The sequence below is a fragment of the Robertmurraya mangrovi genome, assembly GCF_034427655.1.
Taxonomy (GTDB): Bacteria; Bacillota; Bacilli; order Bacillales; family Cytobacillaceae; genus Robertmurraya_A; species Robertmurraya_A mangrovi.
Genome location: NZ_JAXOFX010000001.1, coordinates 111,023 through 131,453 on the forward strand (window position 1 = coordinate 111,023; position 20,431 = coordinate 131,453).

Annotated in this window: 15 protein-coding genes; 13 read left to right on the forward strand and 2 right to left on the reverse strand. The window is 37.5% G+C overall.

The genetic code is table 11. From position 1 onward, the window contains the following. Positions 1 to 8: 8 nt before the first annotated feature. The 9 genes from SM124_RS00675 to SM124_RS00715 all read left to right on the forward strand — a co-directional run bounded on the left by SM124_RS00675 (position 9) and on the right by SM124_RS00715 (position 9,364). Complete coding sequence (locus tag SM124_RS00675) at positions 9 to 869, forward strand: branched-chain amino acid ABC transporter permease (protein WP_322444557.1); 861 nt, start codon at positions 9 to 11, stop codon at positions 867 to 869. Between the two features lie 5 nt (positions 870 to 874). Beyond that, the gene (locus SM124_RS00680; protein ID WP_322444558.1) at positions 875 to 1,888 is read left to right on the forward strand and encodes a branched-chain amino acid ABC transporter permease; all 1,014 of its coding nucleotides are present in this window, start codon (positions 875 to 877) and stop codon (positions 1,886 to 1,888) included. An 11-nt stretch (positions 1,889 to 1,899) separates the two neighbouring features. Continuing rightward, positions 1,900 to 2,079, forward strand: coding sequence for a hypothetical protein (locus SM124_RS00685; RefSeq protein ID WP_322444559.1), 180 nt, complete (start codon positions 1,900 to 1,902; stop codon positions 2,077 to 2,079). Positions 2,080 to 2,097: 18 nt separating this feature from the next. Further along, positions 2,098 to 3,099, forward strand: coding sequence for a 3-oxoacyl-ACP synthase (locus SM124_RS00690; protein WP_322444560.1), 1,002 nt, complete (start codon positions 2,098 to 2,100; stop codon positions 3,097 to 3,099). Between the two features lie 5 nt (positions 3,100 to 3,104). Further along, positions 3,105 to 3,989 carry an intracellular short-chain-length polyhydroxyalkanoate depolymerase gene (gene phaZ / locus SM124_RS00695; protein WP_322444561.1) on the forward strand — a complete coding sequence of 295 codons (885 nt, stop codon included), beginning with the start codon at positions 3,105 to 3,107 and terminating at the stop codon, positions 3,987 to 3,989. A gap of 102 nt (positions 3,990 to 4,091) precedes the next feature. Next, on the forward strand, positions 4,092 to 4,832 hold the full coding sequence (gene fabG, locus SM124_RS00700; RefSeq protein ID WP_322444562.1) for a 3-oxoacyl-ACP reductase FabG: 741 nt from the start codon (positions 4,092 to 4,094) through the stop codon (positions 4,830 to 4,832). A 99-nt stretch (positions 4,833 to 4,931) separates the two neighbouring features. After that, positions 4,932 to 6,107, forward strand: a complete 1,176-nt coding sequence (locus SM124_RS00705) for a thiolase family protein (protein WP_322444563.1) — start codon at positions 4,932 to 4,934, stop codon at positions 6,105 to 6,107. Positions 6,108 to 6,434: 327 nt separating this feature from the next. After that, the gene (locus SM124_RS00710) at positions 6,435 to 7,652 is read left to right on the forward strand and encodes a dicarboxylate/amino acid:cation symporter (RefSeq protein WP_322444564.1); all 1,218 of its coding nucleotides are present in this window, start codon (positions 6,435 to 6,437) and stop codon (positions 7,650 to 7,652) included. 221 nt (positions 7,653 to 7,873) lie between these two features. Beyond that, positions 7,874 to 9,364 carry an acyl-CoA synthetase gene (locus tag SM124_RS00715; protein WP_322444565.1) on the forward strand — a complete coding sequence of 497 codons (1,491 nt, stop codon included), beginning with the start codon at positions 7,874 to 7,876 and terminating at the stop codon, positions 9,362 to 9,364. A 41-nt stretch (positions 9,365 to 9,405) separates the two neighbouring features. On the opposite strand, the gene SM124_RS00720 is transcribed toward SM124_RS00715, so the two are convergent. Beyond that, positions 9,406 to 10,551: an MFS transporter gene (locus SM124_RS00720; RefSeq protein WP_322444566.1), complete on the reverse strand. Its 1,146-nt coding sequence runs from the start codon at positions 10,549 to 10,551 to the stop codon at positions 9,406 to 9,408. Between the two features lie 162 nt (positions 10,552 to 10,713). Here SM124_RS00720 and SM124_RS00725 point away from each other — a divergent pair, with 162 nt between their 5' ends. Continuing rightward, positions 10,714 to 11,484, forward strand: coding sequence for a DeoR/GlpR family DNA-binding transcription regulator (locus SM124_RS00725; RefSeq protein WP_322444567.1), 771 nt, complete (start codon positions 10,714 to 10,716; stop codon positions 11,482 to 11,484). A 1-nt stretch (position 11,485) separates the two neighbouring features. Continuing rightward, the gene (locus SM124_RS00730) at positions 11,486 to 12,358 is read left to right on the forward strand and encodes a Cof-type HAD-IIB family hydrolase (protein WP_322444568.1); all 873 of its coding nucleotides are present in this window, start codon (positions 11,486 to 11,488) and stop codon (positions 12,356 to 12,358) included. 119 nt (positions 12,359 to 12,477) lie between these two features. Here SM124_RS00730 and SM124_RS00735 read toward each other — a convergent pair whose 3' ends face one another. Continuing rightward, positions 12,478 to 12,948: a hypothetical protein gene (locus SM124_RS00735; protein ID WP_322444569.1), complete on the reverse strand. Its 471-nt coding sequence runs from the start codon at positions 12,946 to 12,948 to the stop codon at positions 12,478 to 12,480. Positions 12,949 to 13,148: 200 nt separating this feature from the next. Between SM124_RS00735 and addB the strand changes: the two genes are divergently transcribed. Both addB and addA read left to right on the forward strand, forming a co-directional pair. After that, positions 13,149 to 16,664, forward strand: a complete 3,516-nt coding sequence (addB, locus tag SM124_RS00740; protein ID WP_322444570.1) for a helicase-exonuclease AddAB subunit AddB — start codon at positions 13,149 to 13,151, stop codon at positions 16,662 to 16,664. Further along, entirely contained in the window at positions 16,633 to 20,403 is a 3,771-nt protein-coding gene (gene addA / locus SM124_RS00745) for a helicase-exonuclease AddAB subunit AddA (RefSeq protein WP_322444571.1), read from the forward strand. Before addB ends, addA begins: the two co-directional genes overlap by 32 nt. Positions 20,404 to 20,431: the final 28 nt, after the last annotated feature.

The window sequence follows — 20,431 nt, forward strand, 5'->3', positions numbered from 1 at the left end:
GGATAGGAATGGAGCTGTTAATTAATTTAACGATTAATGGGCTAGCAACGGGAATGCTCATTTTCTTATTGGCTGCAGGTTTAACTTTAATTTTTGGATTAATGGACGTATTAAACTTTGCTCATGGTGGGTTATTTGCATGGGGCGCCTACAGTGGTACTTGGATTTATGCAACAACTGGTAGTTTTGTCATTGGAATTATAGGTGCCATTATTACTGGACTTATCCTGGGTGTTGCAACAGAAAGATGGATTATTAAACCGGTTTACGGTAATCACATACAGCAGATTCTGATTACACTTGGGCTGATGCTCGTGTTGTCTGAGATGTTAAAAGTAGTTTGGGGACCTAATCAGATATCCGCAACGGCTCCTAGTTACTTAGCTGGAAGTTGGGAGATTGGTAACGTCATTATTATTAAGTACCGTGCTTTTATCATTGTAGTAGGTCTTTTAGTATTCTTAGCTGTTCAATATATTTTAAAGAATACGAAAATTGGTTTGATTGTACGTGCAGGAGTTATGAATAAAGAAATGGTTCAGTCTTTAGGGATCAATATTCAAAAAGTATTTATGCTTGTCTTTATGATTGGGGCAGGGATGGCTGCTTTAGGTGGAGTGTTACTTGCACCATATTCAGGAGTAATATATGCAGAAATGGGACTCGAGTTTGCTATTTTAGCCTTCATCGTTGTTGTTATAGGTGGAATGGGTAGTTTCCCTGGGTCTATTCTTGCTGCTATCTTAGTTGGACTATCGGGATCCTTTATGGCTTATTATGTTCCAGATCTTGCTCTTGCTGTAAACATGTTATTAATGGCAGCGGTATTAATCTTTAAGCCTTCAGGATTATTTGGATTGAAGGGGTGAGAAGGATGAATGTACTAATGAAAAATAAGAAAAATGTCTTTTATACGCTTATTGCTGTACTGCTTCTAATTTACCCATTCATAAATGATTCTCGCTCCATGATGATTTTATTTACTCAAGTGTTTATCTTTGCGATTTTTGCGATGAGCTATGATTTATTACTTGGATATACAGGGATTGTTTCATTTGGGCATGCGATGTTTTTTGGTATAGGAGCTTATACGATAGGAATATTCATGAAACGGTTTGAACCGACGATTCCGTATTTAATGCTAGCGGTTTTGGTAACGATTGTTTTGACTGCATTGTTAAGTTATTTAGTAGGTTTACTCACTCTCAGATTAAAGAGTCATTTCTACGCCATGTTGACATTGGCATTTGCTGGATTGTTTCTCGTTTTAGCTGAAAAGTGGAGAACAATGACATATGGGAATGATGGATTTACTTTCAGGGTACCAGACTTATTTAAAGATAGATTTGATTTTTATCTTATTTGTTTAGTTAGTATGATTGTTGTTTTTATCCTATTAAATCGCTTTACGAATTCACCATTAGGGAGAGTACTGCAAGCGATTCGTGAAAATGAACAGAGAAGTGAGTCACTTGGTTATAGTGTTCTTCAGTACAAAATTATTGCAAGTGTCGTTTCTGGTGTGATAGCAGGGATTGCTGGTATTTTATACGCTATTTCCCTTCGATTTGTTAATACTAGCGTGTTTACAATGGATATAACGCTTGATGCATTGTTAATGACAATTATTGGTGGAGTGGGAACTCTAGTTGGGGCCATCATCGGAGCTGGTCTAATTGAATTTGCCCATCACTGGTTAACTGAGTTAGCTAAGGTTCATTGGATCTTTGAACGATGGATCATTTTCTTTGGAATTATATATATTCTAGCTGTTATGTTCTTCCCACAAGGGATTGTTGGGACACTAAAGAGCCTAAGAACGAAATCCTTAGTAAAAAGACAGCGAAACCTGGAACCAAAAGATAAAAACGAAAAGGCTGCTGGATAGGGGGAACCCAATTGGAACAAAAGCAAATTGCCTCATTTGTCATTCGATTTCAACTAGTTGACTTTGATACAGCAACAAAAGAAAAACAGTGGCGGATTAAAGTGACTCACGTTCAAGAGGATGAAGAGTTGTTGTTTGAGACATCGGAAGAAGCCTTGAATTTTATGAAACAAGTAGTGGGAGATTCTTAAGTAAGTAGGTGAATTTTTGTGAATATTGGAATCGTAAGTACAGGTACTTATATTCCTGAAGCGTTTATAACAGGGGAAGAAATTGCCAAAGAAGCAGGAATCCCGGTCCATGTTGTGGAAGAGAAGATGGGGATTAAGAAAAAGCCAGTACCTTCTGAAGATGACCATACATGTGAAATGGGAATTCGGGCGGCTAAAAAGGCAATTGAAAAAGCGGGAATTGACCCATTATCCATTGATCTAATTATTTATATCGGGGAAGAGCATAAAGAGTATCCTTTATGGACAGCTGGAATTAAGCTACAGGAGGAAATTGGTGCTCATAATGCCTGGGCTTTTGATGTAGCTCTACGCTGTGGGACTACAGTGATGGCCATTAAGATTGCTAAAAACATGATGCTGGCAGATCCAAGTATTAAGATTGTATTGCTGGCGGGCGGTTACCGAAATAGCGATTTTATAGATTACAAGAATGAAAGAACTAGATTTATGTTTAATCTAGGTGCAGGTGGAGGGGCTTTGCTTTTACAAAAAGACTATAACAAGAACCTCATTCTAGAAACAGAAATGATTACGGACGGATCATTTTCGGAGGATGTGGTAGTCGTTGCAGGTGGAACAAAAAATCCTCTTACAACATCTAATTTACATCTTCATAAGTTAGATGTGCTAGATCCGGTTGGAATGAAAAATAGATTAGAACAGAAATCAATGGCTAACTTTCTAAAAGTCATTAGAGAATCAGTTGGCAAAAGTGGATATAGAGAAGAAGATATCCGTTATGTGGGAATGCTTCACATGAAGAGATCAGCACATGAATATGTATTAAATGAATTAGGCTTGTCGAACTCCCATTCCATCTATTTAGAAGAATATGGTCACATCGGACAAATGGATCAAATACTTTCGTTAGAACTTGCTGAACAACAAGGGAAAATAAAAGATGGAGATCTTGTTGTTTTAGTTAGTGCCGGAATTGGCTATGCATGGGGGGCAACAACGATTCGTTGGGGAGAGTGAATGGTATGACTTTAAAAGAGAAAGTCCAACTCAAAAAGGTAGAAATACCAAACGGGGAAACGATTGCTTATCGTGAAAGGGAAGGGGGAACAAAAAACCTCCTGCTCATACATGGAAATATGACCTCTTCTAAGCATTGGGATGTATTAATAGAAAAGATTGATCCGGAATTCAAAGTGTTTGCAATGGATATGAGGGGCTTTGGAGAATCCTCTTATAATCAAGCAATCTATTCTATTAAAGAGCTTTCTGATGATATTAAATTATTTGTTGATGAAATTGAACTATATGGTTTTTCGATTGTAGGTTGGTCATTAGGAGCTCCTGTTTGTATGCAATTTGTGGCGGATTACCCTGATTACTGTAACCGATTAATCCTACTTGCTCCAGGTTCAACGAGAGGATTTGCAATGTATGCGCCGAGTTCGGAACAACGTTTAGAAACATTTGATCAAGTAAAAATCGATCCAACGAAGGTTGTACCAACAGAAACCGCTTATCGTAAGAAAGATCGAGCGTTTTTAAAATTTGTATACGATGCAGTAATTTATACAAAAAATCAGCCGGATCCTAACCGTTATGAAGAGTATTTGGATGACATGTTAACACAAAGAAATTATGCTGAAACGGTGCATGCACTAAACCAATTTAATATTAGTCATGAACATAATGGGTTGGTGCAAGGAAATGGCCTCGCTAGTAGTATAAATATTCCTACTCTTGTTTTAAGGGGAGACCATGATTTAGTCATAACCGAACAAATGACAAAAGAAATTTTAGATGACATAGGAGAAAACGCGAGATTTGTAGAATTAAAGGATTGTGGGCATTCTCCGTTAATAGATGATTTGGACCAACTGCTTGAAGTGATGACGGAATTTTTAGATTAAAGAGTAGTTGATTTGTCTTTGTGGAAATGTTTATTGAAATTTATTTAGGACAGGAATCTGAATTAATATCAGAATTTTTAGAGTAATGTGGAGGTTTATGAAATGAGATTAGCTGAAAAAGTAGCTATTATAACAGGTGCAGCAAATGGGATTGGATTTGCAGCTGCCGAAGTGTTTGCTCGTGAAGGGGCAAAAGTGGCGTTAGCCGATTTTGATTCGGATTTGGGTCAAACGAGAGCAAGTGAACTTAAAGATAAGGGCTATGATGTAGCTTTTATTCAAGTGAATGTTGCGGACCGTAACAGTGTAGATTCTTTAGTAAAAAATGTGGTCGACCACTTTGGTGGAGTAGACATATTGGTAAATAATGCAGGAATCACAAGAGATGGAATGCTAGCAAAGCTCTCTGTAGAAGATTTCCAGCAAGTTCTAGATGTGAACTTAACGGGTGTATTCCATTGTACGCAAGCCGTTTTACCAGCCATGTTAGCTAAGGGAAGCGGAAAAATCATTAACACTTCGTCTGTGTCAGGAGTGTATGGAAATATTGGTCAAACGAATTACGCCGCTACTAAAGCCGGAGTGGTTGGAATGACAAAAACATGGGCGAAGGAACTTGGCCGTAAGGGAATTAATGTGAATGCGGTTGCCCCAGGTTTCATTGCAACAGGCATGACGGCAAAGGTTCCAGAAAAAGTAATTGAGCAAATGAAGATGATGGTTCCACTAGGTCGTCTAGGAAATCCGGAAGATATTGCAAACGCTTACCTGTTCCTAGCTTCAAATGAATCCAACTATGTGAATGGTACAGTCCTTCATGTAGATGGCGGGATTATGATGTAATCACAAATAACAAAGTTTTTCCAATGAAAAAAGCAAAAAAAAGCGCTGACATTAGCGCTTTTTTGGCATTTACAAATAATTGAAAGTGAGGAATCCTCCATGAGAAATGTAGTAATAACTTCAGCTGTACGTACCCCAATTGGAACATTTGGTGGTGTTTATAAAGACCTACTACCAACCGATTTAATCGTACCTGTTATCCAAGAAGTTGTGAAACGTAGTAATCTGCAAAATGATGAAGTAGATGAAGTGATTTTAGGACATTGCATCCAGAGAACAGACCAGCCAAATACAGCACGCACAGCTGCACTTTTAGCTGGATTAGCTGATACGACGACTGGATTTACAGTACAAAGACAATGTGCTTCTGGAATGCAAGCGATCATTTCTGCTGCACTGCAAATTCAGTCTGGAATGTCTGATATCGTTGTTGCAGGCGGAGTGGAGGCAATGAGCTCCAGTCCTTATGTATTAAAGCAACATCGCTGGGGAGCTAGGATGCAGCATGGTCAAATTACCGATACCGTTTGGGAAATTCTTGAGGATCCTATCCATAACATCATGATGGGAGAAACGGCAGAAAATTTAGCTGATTTACATGAAATTAGTCGCGCCGAACAGGATGAAATTGCATTATTAAGTCATCAAAGAGCAGCCTATGCGATTGAAAATGGACACTTTGATTCACAACTGGTTCCTATAACGATAAAAACACGCAAAGGTGAAACGGTCATTGAAAGAGATGAAAACCCAAGACCTGATATTACTTCAGAAAAGTTAGCTAGTTTAAAACCTGTATTTCGTAAGGATGGGACGGTTACAGCAGGAAATTCATCCAGCTTAAATGACGGTGGAGCCGCTCTTGTTTTAATGTCTGAAGAGTTAGCGATGGAGAAGGGACTTACTCCTTTAGCTAAAATCGTTGGTTATTCCGTTGCTGGAGTAGATCCGAAAGTAATGGGGAGAGGGCCTGTTCCAGCGGTTAAAAAAGGGTTGCAAAATGTAAATTGGACTCTTGAAGAAGCAGATTTAATTGAAGTTAACGAAGCTTTTGCAGCTCAATACCTGGCTGTCGAAAAAGAGCTTGGTTTAAACCGTGAAAAAGTAAATGTAAACGGAAGCGGAATTAGTCTTGGTCATCCTATTGGCTGTACCGGAGCAAGAATCGTTGTAAGCTTAGTACATGAACTCAATCGTAGAGGTTTAAGTAAGGGAATTGCCTCATTATGCGTTGGCGGGGGCATGGGTGCTACTGTATTTTTAGAAACTTGTTAATGTGTGAGGGTTCTTTCACTCTTTGTGGTGGAGGAGCTCTTTTTTTTGTTTATGCAAGGTCCTTATTTTATTGTTGAGTTGTGTTTGTGAAGGGATTTTTGCGGAAATCTGATTTATTTTGCGAAAAAGTGATTATTTTTGCGAAAACCAAATTTATTTTGCGAAAATCAAGATAATTTTGCGAAAATCCCATTTTTTTTTGCGAAACTAAATCCATACAGGATCCAGATAAAAAAGAGGCATATTTTCCTCGAATATATTATCTGAATAGTCAATATATTTATTTAATGTAAGCGCTAACAATTTTATTTAAAAAAGGAGGTCATTATGTCATTAACTAAAAAGATTCTGTTAGGTATGGTTCTTGGGATTATTGTCGGACTTATTTTAAATCTGGCTGTACCATCGGCTTTTGAGGCAGTAAATTCTTACTTTTTATATCCATTAGGGAAATTATTTATCAATCTTATTAAAATGCTTGTTGTACCCATTGTCATTGTTTCTTTAATATTAGGAACAGCTGGAATAAGTGATCCGAAGAAGCTTGGGAGAATTGGTTTTAAGACCATTACTTTTTTCTTAGCTACAACTGCAATTGCTCTTGTTTTAGCAATTGGGATGGCGCTGTTAATTAAGCCGGGGACTGGAAGCTTCCAATTAGATGGGGCTACCTTTGAGGCGGCAGATGCACCACCAGTCGTTGATACACTATTAAATATTATTCCAACGAACCCATTCGGGGCGATGGTCCAAGGGGAAATGCTTCAAGTTATTGCCTTTGCCATTATCGTTGGATTTGGGCTAGCTCGACTTGGTGAGAAGGTTCAGGGAATCATGAAATTAGTAGAGCAGGCAAATGAGGTTCTAATGTATTTAGTTCAGGCAGTTATGAAGGTCGCTCCATATGGTGCTTTTGCCTTGATTGCAACAGCAATAGGTGGTCAAGGAATGGAAGCTATCCTTGCCATGGGTAAATATATGTTTGTTGTACTTTTTGTTTTATTATTACATTTAATTGTCACATATGGAGCATCTGTAAAACTTCTTGGAAAGATGAATCCAGTTAGTTTTATAAAAGGATTCTCACCTGCGATGGTAGTAGCTTTTAGTACTTCTAGTAGTTCTGCAACCCTTCCTGTATCAATGGATGCTGCCCAGAAAAAATTAGGAGTTTCGAAAAGCGTGAGCGGTTTTGTTCAACCGTTAGGTGCAACGATTAATATGGATGGAACAGCAATCATGCAAGGGGTAGCAACCATATTTATTGCTCAAGTATACGGTATTGACCTAAGTTTAACTCAGATGCTAACCGTTATTTTAACAGCTACACTTGCGAGTATTGGTACAGCTGGAGTTCCGGGCGTTGGACTAATTATGTTATCTATGGTATTAACATCCGTAGGTCTACCTGTTGAAGCAATTGCCCTTGTATTAGGAGTCGATCGATTACTAGATATGTGCCGAACAGCGGTGAATATTACGGGAGATGCGGCTTGTGCTGTCATCGTTTCTAAATCGGAGGAAGGAGAAAAGGCAGCAAGCTAAATTTTAGGTGAGGTGGTCCCGAGTTGAAAAGGGACCACCTTTTTCATCGTTTAGGAAATTATAAAATACTTCGCATTGTGGATAACTTTTTAACATTGAGTGTCCCCGTCCAGCTCCAGCGCTTTTGTTCTGTGGTTGTCTACATAATGCACCAAACGACCTGTAACTAACTTGTAACTCTCACCAATTAAGATAATCTCATTATAATTAAGGGAGAGATTATGGTGAGGTGGGAACTCGATTGGCTTGAAAATAGGGCGCGATTAGCACCAGATTCAGAAGCCGTTATTGATGCGGATATTAGCATGACTTGGACATATAGTGAACTAAATAACCGCTGTAACAGGGTGGCGAACTGGTTAGTTGAAAAGGGAATTAGAAAAGGAGATCGGGTTGCTCTTCTATCTCCAAATGATATATGTTACCTTGACTTATTATTTGCTTGTGGAAAAATAGGAGCCATATTCGTTCCGTTGAATTGGCGTTTATCTACAAGCGAAATTAGATATATCTTAGAAGATAGTACTCCTAAACTGTTAGGTTATCATTCTAGTTTTACAAAAACAGTGGCGGATTTAAATGAAATGAATATGGAACTTTTTAAAGTAGAAAAAGAGAGTTACTTTAAAGATTCAGGGTTTACTAGGGATATTCCTATATCAGAAGAGGATCCCTTAGCTATCATTTATACAGGAGGGACAACTGGGAAGCCGAAAGGAGTGGTGTTGAGTCATCGTTCTATCCTATGGAACGGGCTAAATACCATTCTGAGCTGGAACCTAACTAGTGAAGATACAACTTTAACTTATATGCCCATGTTTCATACAGGGGGGTTAAATGCCTTATCCATACCGCTTTTAATGATTGGTGGAAAAGTGGTTATTGCTAAGGAATTTGACCCTCATTCAGCCATTTGCTATTTAAACAAATATCAATGTACCATCGTTTTATTTGTTCCTACGATGTACCATATGTTGGTGGAGACAGATGAGTTTAAGGGGACAGAATTCCCTACCATAAAAGCCTTTTTATCTGGTGGAGCCCCTTGTCCACTAGAAATATATGAAGCTTTTAATCAAAAGGGGCTACAGTTTAAGGAAGGGTACGGTCTAACAGAAGCTGGTCCAAACAACTTTTTTATTGAAACCTGGATGGCAAATGAAAAACGGGGATCTGTTGGGAAGCCGATGATGTTCAATCAAATCCAACTTTTAAAAGAAGACGGAACGGTTGCAGAAAATGAGGAAGTTGGGGAAGTTCTAATAAAGGGGAAACATTCATTTGAGTTTTATTGGAAAAATGAGGATGCTACAAAAGAAACGTTAAAACAAGGTTGGCTTCATACAGGAGATTTAGCGAAAAGGGATAACGATGGCTATTTTTATATAGTAGGTAGGAAAAAAGACATGATTATTACGGGTGGAGAAAACGTCTATCCACTAGAAGTTGAACATTGGATTGCCGCACATCCCGAGGTATCTGAGGTCGCTGTTGTAGGTTTACCAGATTCTAAATGGGGTGAAATCGTAACAGCCTTTATTGTGTTAAAAAACAATGCGTCTTTATCGGTAGAGGAAATTAAAAATTATTGCTCCTATAAACTTGGTAACTATAAAATCCCTAAAAAAATAATTTTTATAAAGGAACTTCCTAAAACACATGTCGGTAAGATTGATAAAAATCAGCTTAAGCAGAGTGTGGAAGCTAAATAAATGAATTTAATGAAGCGCGGGTCATCCGCGCTATTATTTTTTTATTGAGAATTTCGTATACTACCTAAAAGTGTATATCCTGAAATTAGATTGAATAAGAACATTGCAAGAAGTAGAAGCATGACTTGGTGAAAGCCCAAAAAGACAACGACTAGAGGAGCTATACTTGCACCTGTCAGCAAAATAAATGAATAAAGCGAAAGGGCTTTTGCCCGATGCTGCCCACCTAATGTTCCAACTAGTGTAATAACGGTTGGAAGTAGTAAGGAAATGGAGGCGACAAAGAATACTGAAAAAATTATTAATCCAATGAGATTATTAAACAAATACATTCCAAGTAAACTACTTGCTGAGAGGGTAAAACCTGTGAACATGGTCTTTCCAATTCCATAACGGTCAATAAGTCTGCCTGTGAATAAGGATAAAATAGCGCCAATAAGGCCAACTGCTCTTAACGTAAAGATTTCTTCAACAGTCCCATTATAAAACCGCCCAATAGAATCATAGAGTGCTACGAAAGAAAAGAGTAAAGTAAAAGTAATTCCATAGCATTTGATAAGGTTCTTATTTTTTAATAACCGCCTAAAAATGTTGAAGATTCGTTGGTTTTGAACTTCGGGTGGCTTCGTTATTGGCAAAAAAAACATAGAAAGGACAAAAAGAATAAAGTAAATAAAAGCAAAGAAATAATAGACAAAGTTCCATGAGATAAACATAGTGAAAGTAGAGCTTATTAACTGTCCTAAAATTCCTGCAACTAAAAAGCCAGTATTAATGAACACTAATAGGAGTGTTCTTTTTTTGGGTGAAAATAGGTCGAAGGAATAAGCAAAAGCAACTGGTGCAAAGCTTCCAAGAGTGAAGCCTTGAATGGAACGAGAAATAAATAGACTAATTAACTCGTTGGATAAACCAACTGCTAACGTAGAAATGGAGGATGCTAAGAGACCAAATACAATCGTTCTTTTACGACCAAAACGGTCAGAAGCTGGCCCGAAAAATAAAAGTCCGCTTGCATAGAAAAAACTGAATAATGTACTAGCAATAACAATTTGGCTATCCTTCATTTGAAAGTCAGTTGCTACCACTTCGTATATGGGAATTAATGTATAGATGTTACTGGCTACAAAGATACCAGTGATCGTTAAAATAACGGAAGTTAGTGTAAGAACCCATTTAGATATCATTTCATCACCTTCCTCCTATACAGTATGCATCCGTTTTTCTTAAGGTAGGTTGTATCCATCTTATTACATTGTCTTAAAACTAATTAAAAACACTTGATTTTACTTAAGTAAAAAACTTATAATTACTTATAGGAAAAAGTCTTACTAAGAGTAGGTTGAAAAATGTACCAAGAAGAAAGACTAATCGCGATTTTAGATTATTTAAAAGAACATAAACGCATTTCAATTGAACAAATTTGCTCCCTCTTGGACGTATCAAGGGATACAGCAAGAAGAGATTTAGTAAGGCTAGAAGAAGAGCAATCAGTCATTCGAACGAGAGGGGGAGCTATTCTTCCCACTGCACATCTAGAAATAAAGGATTACTCTAATCGTTTACAAACCGTTTCTAATGAAAAGAAGTTAATCGGCAAAATGGCTTCTACATTAGTTAATCACACAGATTCAATCATTCTAGATGCCTCTACCACCGTTCAAGCTTGTGCAGAGCAGTTAGGAAATGTCCCTTGTACAGTCATTACCAACTCGATTAATCAAGCAGATATTTTATCGGTCAATTCAAAAGTTAATATTCATCTTTTGGGAGGAGAACTGCACAAAGAGCACCGTTTTTTATACGGTACCTCTGTTGTAGAAAAACTTTCCCACTTCTACGTTGACACGGCTTTTATTGGCGTGGTTGGAATTTCCGAAAGTGGTCTAACGATTGCACATGAGGAAGATGGGCAAGTAAAGAGGAAGATGATTAGTCAAGCAAAACAGGTCATTGTACTGGCAGATCATACAAAAATAGGAGTGACTGGATTCTATCGTTTTGCCGAACTAAAAGATATTGATTTACTTATCACCGATCAAACACCCGATTCTGCATTTGTGAAACTACTCCATGAACATCATGTAGAACTGTTAGTAACCGATAAGGGAGTGAAGTAAATTGGTAAAATTAATTGCCATAGATCTTGATGGAACTTTATTAAATAATGAAAATAAAATTAGTACAGACAATTTAGATGCCATAAAGCATGCTATAACCAACGGAATAAAGGTTGTAATTGCGACCGGGAGAGCGCATTTTGATGTTCAAACGATTTTTAAAGATACGGGGATTAGTACTTGGATTATTGCTGCGAATGGAGCGACTATTCATAATCCAGAGGGCGAGCTTGTACACGCTGTTCCAATTGAAAAGAATCTTGCTATTCCGATTTTAAAATGGCTGGAAGAAGAAGAGTTTTATTATGAGGTTTTTAGTAATGAGGCCATCCTAACACCTCAAAATGGCAGGGAACTTTTAGCAATAGAGATGGATCGGATAAAAAGTGCGAATCCGCATGCAGATATTGATAAATTACGAATGGCTGCAAAGAAACAATTCAGTCAAACAGGATTTCGTTTTATTGAATCTTATCAAGTTATTGAAGAAAGTAAATGGGATATCTATAATATTTTGGCTTTCTCTTTCCATGAAGAAAAACTTGAAAAAGGTTGGGGGATGTTTAAAGGTTCTGAAGGGTTGACGATTGTTACTTCAGCCAATCACAACTTTGAGCTTGAACATCATGATGCCTCTAAAGGAAATGCCATTCAGAAATTAGCTAAACAGTGGAACATAGATCTTTCAGAAGTAGCCGCTATTGGTGATAGTATGAATGACATGTCCATGTTGAAAGTGGTAGGAAGAAGTGTAGCAATGGGGAATGCTCGAAAAGAAGTGAAAGAGATTTGTAAAGAAATCACATTAACTAATGATGAAAATGGGGTAGCGCATTTTATAAATAGCGTAACTACGAGGGTAAAAACCATCTAAAATAACTAATAATAGATTGGCGTAACTTTTCCATTAGCGATAAGGCGTTACAATTCTTTTTATTATAAAAGAAGACTGATTTCTCTTAAATTGGGAAACCAGTCTTTTTACATTTACACTTATTTTCTTGTAAAACCTTCTTCTTCTAAATACTGTAAAGCCTCCATGTATGAAGAAAAGACATTCTCTAAATTTAGTCCAGAATAAATATTCCATGTATCTTCTTCACTAATTAGGATCAGGGTTTGGTTTTCTTCGTTTACCCATCGTTCTTCATCTGCATCTCCAATGATTGCTTCTTCCGCTGCTGGACGAGGGGAAAGAGATTCAATTGATTTTTCGATGATAGAACGTAATTCCTTCTCGGAGAAATCTCTAATATTAACAAACCCTTTTGCATCTGGTTCATATTCTTCTAAATATTCAGCGTATACAAATCCGTTTCCATTTGGATGAAGATGATAGACTACATTTTTCTTTTCCGTGACACTTTCTTCATAATGAAAGTTGATTCTACCTAATGAAACGTCTTTCCTTTGAAGCTGTGGAAAAGATTCAATAATCGCTAATTTTTGTTCAAAAGTTAACATATGGCCTCCAAAAAATAAGTAATTCTAATTTCTAGTTTATCTTTATATGTACAGATTATCCCATTATAGCATAGTAAAGGGGGACAGTCCCTCTTTATTCAACTAAAGCCCCCCAGAATGTAACAAAGCCTGATTGAATAATTTTGCTCCCTGATGTGTTAATATGTTTAAAAGGAAGTTCGATTGGAGGAGGTATAAAAATGTCTGTTCGATTGATTGTAGGACGTTCTGGATCAGGAAAGACGTCCTTTTGTGTGAACGAGATGCAGGAAAAAATGTTACAAGCCCCTGTTAGGGATCCCATCATCTATTTAGTTCCAGACCAAATGACATTTTTATCAGAATATAAATTAATTACAAGCCCCGGACTAAGTGGGATGATACGTACTCAAGTATACAGTTTTACCCGACTCGCTTGGAGAATTCTGCAAGAAACGGGTGGGATGAGTCGTTATCATTTAAATAGTGTTGGAATAAGCATGTTGATTAGAAAAATTGTTGAAGATAAAAAGGATGAATTAAGGCTTTTTCAACGTGCCGCAGATAAAAACGGTTTTATCCAGCAGATGGAACAAATGCTAACGGAATTTAAACGTTACTGTGTAAAACCAGAAGAATTAATGGAAAAACGAGAAGGTTTTTTTGGAAGTGAAGGAAACGACAAGGTTTTGCATGACAAGCTTCATGACCTTGAATTAATTTATAAAAATTTTGAAGATGCCCTATTTGGTAAATACATTGACTCAGAGGATTACTTCCGTCTATTAACCGAAAAGGCAGCACTCTCAGAGTATTTAAAAAATGCAGAAGTTTATATAGACGGTTTTTATAGTTTTACACCTCAAGAATATATGATTGTTGAACAATTGATGAAAGTCTGTAAAAAGGTAACCATTACTTTTACGTTAGATACCCCGTTTAAACATGAATCACCTGATGAACTTCATCTCTTCCGTATGTCAGGGGAAAATTACCAAACCATTTACGAAATTGCTAAGTTGGCTGGCAAGCAAGTAGAAGAGGTACTTTTAAAGGACCAATTGCGGTATACACATCACTCTTTAACACATTTAGAGAGTTACTTCGATAGCAGACCTGCATTTCCATACGAAGATGGGGCCGTAGTTACTATTGCACAAGCAGTGAATCGTAGAGCAGAGATTGAAGGAATCGCCAGAGAGATCCTTCAACTAGTACGAGAACAAAATTATCGTTTTCGCGATATTGCCTTGCTCATGAGAAATGGAAATGAATATCGAGATATTATTGAAACCGTTTTTCATGATTACGATATTCCATTCTTTATTGACCAGAAACGAACGATGTTAAATCACCCCTTAGTGGAGCTAATTCGCTCAAGTCTAGAGATTATTAATGGCAACTGGAGATATGAGCCTGTCTTTCGTGCGGTGAAAACAGAACTGCTCTACCCGCTCAAGATGAACCCTTTACGAATACGAGAAAAAATGGATCGTTTAGAAAATTTTGTTTTAGCATATGGTGTTCAAGGAAACAAGTGGACGAAAAAGGATCGCTGGATATATCGAAGGTTTAGAGGGTTAGAGCTAGAAAATGTTGTACAAACAGACTCTGAAAAGCAAGTTGAACAAGAGCTGAATGAATTAAGGTTAATGATTACGGCTCCTATTTTACGTTTATCAAGAAGATTAAAGAAAGCGGAGAATGGAAGACACCTATGTGAAGCTGTTTTCTTGTTTATCGAGGAATTAGACATTCCTGTTAAGCTTGAAAAATGGAAACTCGAGGCTGAAGAACAAGGAAATCTTGTCCAAGCGAGAGAACATGATCAAGCGTGGAATGCCATTATGGAATTATTAGATCAGTTCGTTGAGATGTTGGGAGAAGAACAGGTTTCACTCAAGCAATTTGCTTCTATATTAGATGCAGGGATGGAGTCTCTTAAGTTCTCCCTAGTTCCACCAGCATTAGATCAAGTTTTGGCAGCTGACCTAGAAAAATCACGTTTATCAGATGTAAAAGCTGCCTTTGTTATCGGCTTAAATGAAGGCGTATTACCTGCTAAATTCTCTGAGGGTGGCTTGCTTGCAGATGAAGACCGTGAAAACTTACTAACTAGCGGGCTGAAGATAGCTGCTAGTAGTAAAACTAGATTGTTGGATGAAGAGTTTTTAGCGTATAAGGCTTTTACGACACCTTCAGAGCAGCTATTTATCAGCTATCCAATGGCAAATAGTGAAGGAAAGGCTCTCATGCCATCTTCCTATATTAAAAGAATGACAGATTTATTTCCAAATGCAAGAGAGCATTTTTATATGTCTGAGCCTTCTGAATTACAAGAAGAAGATCAGCTTCAATATGTTGCTACCGAAAATACAGCGTTACCTTATTTAACGGCACAGCTGCAACTGAAAAAACGAAATTATCCCATCTATGATTTTTGGTGGGATGTATATAACCACTATACAAATAGCATGAAGTGGAAAGAAAAGGCGAGAAGAGTACTTACTAGTTTATCTTATGTTAATCTCTCAAAGAATCTTTCAGAAAATGTTAGTAAGGAACTGTATGGAGAGGAAATTCAAACGAGTGTCTCTAGAATGGAGCTATTCCACGGGTGTCCGTTCTCTCATTTTGCTCAGCATGGTTTAAAACTTAGAGATAGACAAGTTTTTAGATTAGAAGCTCCTGATATTGGGGAACTCTTCCACGCTGCCCTAAAATATATTGCCGAAACGATTACAAATAAACAATTATCTTGGAATGAAATGACAAGGCTCGAAATTGAAAACTTAGCAAAAGAAGCAGTTGCCACATTAGCACCTAAACTTCAAAATGAAATTCTCTTAAGCTCAAACCGTCATCATTATATTAAGAGAAAGCTCGAACAGATTATTAGTAGGGCTTCCCTTGTATTAAGTGAGCATGCAAAGGCTAGTGGGTTTGCTCCAGTTGGCTTAGAGTTAGGGTTCGGTCCGAAAGAGAATATACCACCTCTGGCGTTTTCGTTAAAAAATGGAACAAAGATGCAGCTAGTTGGTCGAATTGACCGCGTTGATAAAGCAGAGGATACGAGTGGAGTTTTCTTAAGAGTTATTGATTACAAGTCAAGCTCAAAAGACTTAAATATGAACGAGGTTTATCACGGGCTTGCTCTTCAAATGTTAACGTATTTAGATATTATTATTACCCACTCTAGTGCCCTAATTGGGAAAGAGGCAGACCCCGCGGGAGTTCTGTATTTCCATGTTCATAATCCAATGATCAATGCTTCAAAAATGCTTACATTAGATGAAATTGAAGAAGAAATTTTTAAAAAGTTTAAAATGCAAGGGTTGTTACTAGGAGATGAACAAGTTATTCGTTTAATGGACAAGACCCTCGAGTCAGGTGACTCACAAATTATTTCTGCAGGAATTAAAAAAGACGGAACTTTGTCTAAACGCTCAAAAGTGGCTAGTAAAGATGAGTTCAACCAGCTTAGGTCATATGTCCGAAATATGTATGTGAAAACGGGTAACCGTATTGTTGATGGAGCAGTAAACATTTCACCATATAAAATGAAGGACCGAACGCCATGTACATTCTGTTCCTTCAAGCCTGTCTGTCAATTTGATGAATCACTAGATAATAACCAGTACCGAGTTTTGCAAACACAGTCTAAGGAAGATGTTATGGAGCAAATGAGAAAGGAGATGGATGGTCATGGGGAAATTAGTGATACCGCCAAAGCCTGAGAACGCCACATGGACAGATGATCAATGGAAGGCAATTATGGCAAAAGGACAGGACATTCTAGTTGCTGCCGCAGCAGGTTCCGGTAAAACGGCTGTTTTAGTAGAAAGAATGATTAGTAAAATTCTATCTTTAGATGATCCCATTAATGTTGATGAGCTACTAGTTGTAACTTTTACAAATGCGTCAGCAGCCGAAATGAGACATCGTATCGGGGAAGCGCTCGAAAAAGCCATAAATGAGAACCCAACTTCAAAACATCTTAGGAAACAACTAAGTCTATTGAACCGTGCTTCCATTTCTACGCTACACTCTTTTTGCTTAGAAGTGATTAGAAAGTATTATTACAGAATTGATTGTGACCCAGGGTTTCGAATCGCTGATGAGACAGAAGCACAGCTTTTAAGAGATGAAGCGATGGAAGAATTATTTGAGTTAGAATACGGAACGGAAGGCAATGAGGCGTTTTATTCCTTAGTTGATACCTTTACAAATGACCGAAGTGACTTAGCTCTTCAAGATATAGTTAGGGAATTATATGACTTTGCAAAATCCAATGCCTCTCCTAATGATTATTTAGATTCGATTGTCCAGATGTATGACGTTAAGGATGATCAATCGATTGAAGAATTACCTTTTATCGATTCGCTGTTATTTGATATTGAGCTTCAACTAGAAGGAGCAAAACAACTTTTACATCGAGGGCTTGAATTGACAAAGCAACCTGGTGGTCCTGCACCCCGTGCGGATAACTTTCTTGATGATTTAAATCTAGTTGATGGAATGATCACAGCCAAAAATGATTCATGGGAGAAGTTATATTTTGCTATGCAATCATGGTCATTTTCTAGAGCGAAAACATGCCGTGGAGACGAATACGATAAAAATTTAATTGAACAAGCTCAAAAATACCGCGAGAAAGCAAAGAAAATTTTACAAACGATTCAAGGCGAGCTATTCTCACGTAAACCAGAAAGCTTTATTCGGGATATGAAGGATATGCACAAGCATATTTTTACATTAGTGGAGTTGGTTAAAAAGTTCTCCATTCGATTTGAACAAATGAAAAGAGAAAAGGGCCTTGTTGATTTTGCCGATTTAGAGCACTTTTGCTTGCAAATCTTAGGAGAAAGTATAGACGGAAAGCTTGTGCCGACCGATGCAGCTTTATCCTATCGAAAACAATTCAATGAAGTGTTAGTGGATGAATACCAGGATACGAATATGGTACAAGAATCCATTCTTCAACTTGTCACAAAGGAAGGAGAGGAAACGGGTAATCTATTTATGGTTGGTGACGTAAAGCAATCCATCTACCGTTTTAGATTAGCGGAACCGAACCTTTTCTTAGGAAAATACAATCGTTTTTCCATTGACGGAGATGTATCTGGTTTAAGAATTGATTTAGCTCGAAACTTCCGTAGTCGAAAGGAAGTACTAGACGGAACCAATTATATTTTTAAGCAGCTTATGGGTGTTAAAGTTGGAGAAATTGAGTATGACGATAGAGCAGAACTCGTAAAAGGAGCCCCTTATCCAGAGGAGGAGGCTTATCCAGTTGAACTATTATTAATTGATCAGGAAGAAGAGGAATCGGACTCATCTGAAGATCATGAGGAAGTAGAAGCAGCCCAGTTTGATGTAGAAGAGATTAAACAATCTCAACTAGAAGCAAAGGTCATGGCATCAAAGATTAAAGAGCTGATTTCTAACCGTAAAGAAGTTTATAATCCTAAAACGAAATCCAATCGTCCTGTTATGTATAGAGACATTGTTATTCTCCTTCGTTCCATGACATGGGCTCCTCAGATCATGGAGGAGTTTAAGGAGCAAGGAATTCCAATTTACGCTAACCTTTCTTCAGGTTATTTTGAAGCAACTGAAGTAGCAATCATGATGTCCTTATTAAAAGTTATTGACAATCCGTATCAGGACATTCCTTTAGCTTCGGTGCTTAGGTCTCCAATCGTAGGGCTAGATGAAGAAGAGTTAGCAATGATTAGGATTCAAAATAGAAGGGGAACTTTTTATGATGCATTAAAAATGTTTTGTGACGTTAAATCATCTGAACAAACAGAAGAATTGCACGAGAAAGTTCGAAAGTTCCATGAACAACTTATTCATTGGCGAACTAGAGCTAGGCAAGGTTCGTTGTCTGAATTAATTTGGGAGCTTTTCAGAGATACAAGGTTTTACGACTTTGTTGGTGGAATGCCTGGTGGTAAGCAGAGACAAGCAAACTTAAGAGCCCTATACGACCGTGCTCGTCAATATGAAGAAACATCATTTAGAGGATTATTCCGATTTCTTCGTTTTGTTGAAAGAATGAGAGAAAGAGGAGATGATTTAGGGGCAGCAAGAGCACTTGGTGAACAAGAAGATGTCGTTCGGATTATGACTATCCACAGTAGTAAAGGATTGGAGTTTCCGGTTGTGTTTGTCGCGGGGTTAGCTCGCCAATTTAATACAATGGACTTGAAAAAGGCCTATATGCTTGATAAAGAATTTGGGTTTGCTTCCAAATATACAAACTCGGAAAAGCGAATTTCTTATCCTTCCCTTCCACAGCTTGCCTTTAAGCGTAAAAAGAAACTTGAAATGTTAGCGGAGGAAATGCGTGTTTTATACGTAGCGCTTACTCGAGCAAAAGAAAATATCTATCTATTAGCTACATTAAAAGAAGCAAATAGGAAGTTGGAAGAGTGGTCACAACATTCCACAAACACAGATTGGTTGTTGAAAGAATATGACCGAGCATCCGCTAAAAGTTATTTAGATTGGATTGGGCCATCTTTAGTTAGACATAATGATTGTCATGCTCTCCAAGTGAATGGAATGGTACCGCTAATCCCAGCTGAAATTGCCAGTCATCCTTCTTGTTGGAAGGTCCATATTGTGAAGGCAAATGAGGCTGTAAATGTAGTTGAAGAAGAATTAGATACACAAGATGAATGGATGGAAAAGGTTTATTCAGGTGAACAAATACCCCTTGAATCAAATTGGAAAGAAGTGGTAGAGCAGCGTTTAAATTGGAATTACGAGTATAAAGGTGCTGCATACCATTTATCCAAACAATCTGTATCTGAAATAAAACGTCAGAGAGAAATATCAGATGAAGATAGTGGTAGTGAATTAAAAAAGAAATTTAAAAAACCACTTCTCAACCGTCCAAGGTTTATGCAGGAAAAAGCACTTACTCCTGCAGAGAGAGGTACCGCTATGCATATGGTGATGCAACATGTAGATTTTACAAAGCCTGTTACAACAGAAGTTATCCAATCTCAGCTAGAGGATATGGTTACTAGAGAATTGTTAACAACGGAACAGCAAGCTGCCATTGATATTAATCAAGTTGTTCAATTTTTTGAGAGCGAGCTTGGAGCAAGAATGATAAGAGCAGCATCATCTATAAAAAAAGAAGTACCTTTCAGTTTAGCTTTTCCAGCTAAAGAGGTTTACCCCGATTGGAAAGGGGATAATGAACCTATTTTAGTGCAAGGAATTATTGACTGTATATTTGAAGATGAAGAGGGAACCGTTCTTCTTGATTTTAAAACAGATGGAATTCATGACCGTTATAAAGGTGGGTTTGAAGAAGCTAAACCTATTTTAGAGACTCGTTACAAAGTTCAAATGGAATTATATACGAGAGCACTAGAAGAAATTTTAAAGATACAAATAAATGAAAGATACTTATTTTTCTTTGATGGTGGACATACAATAAAACTAGATAAGGAATAATATGTGTACCGGCAAAGGGATCTTTGCC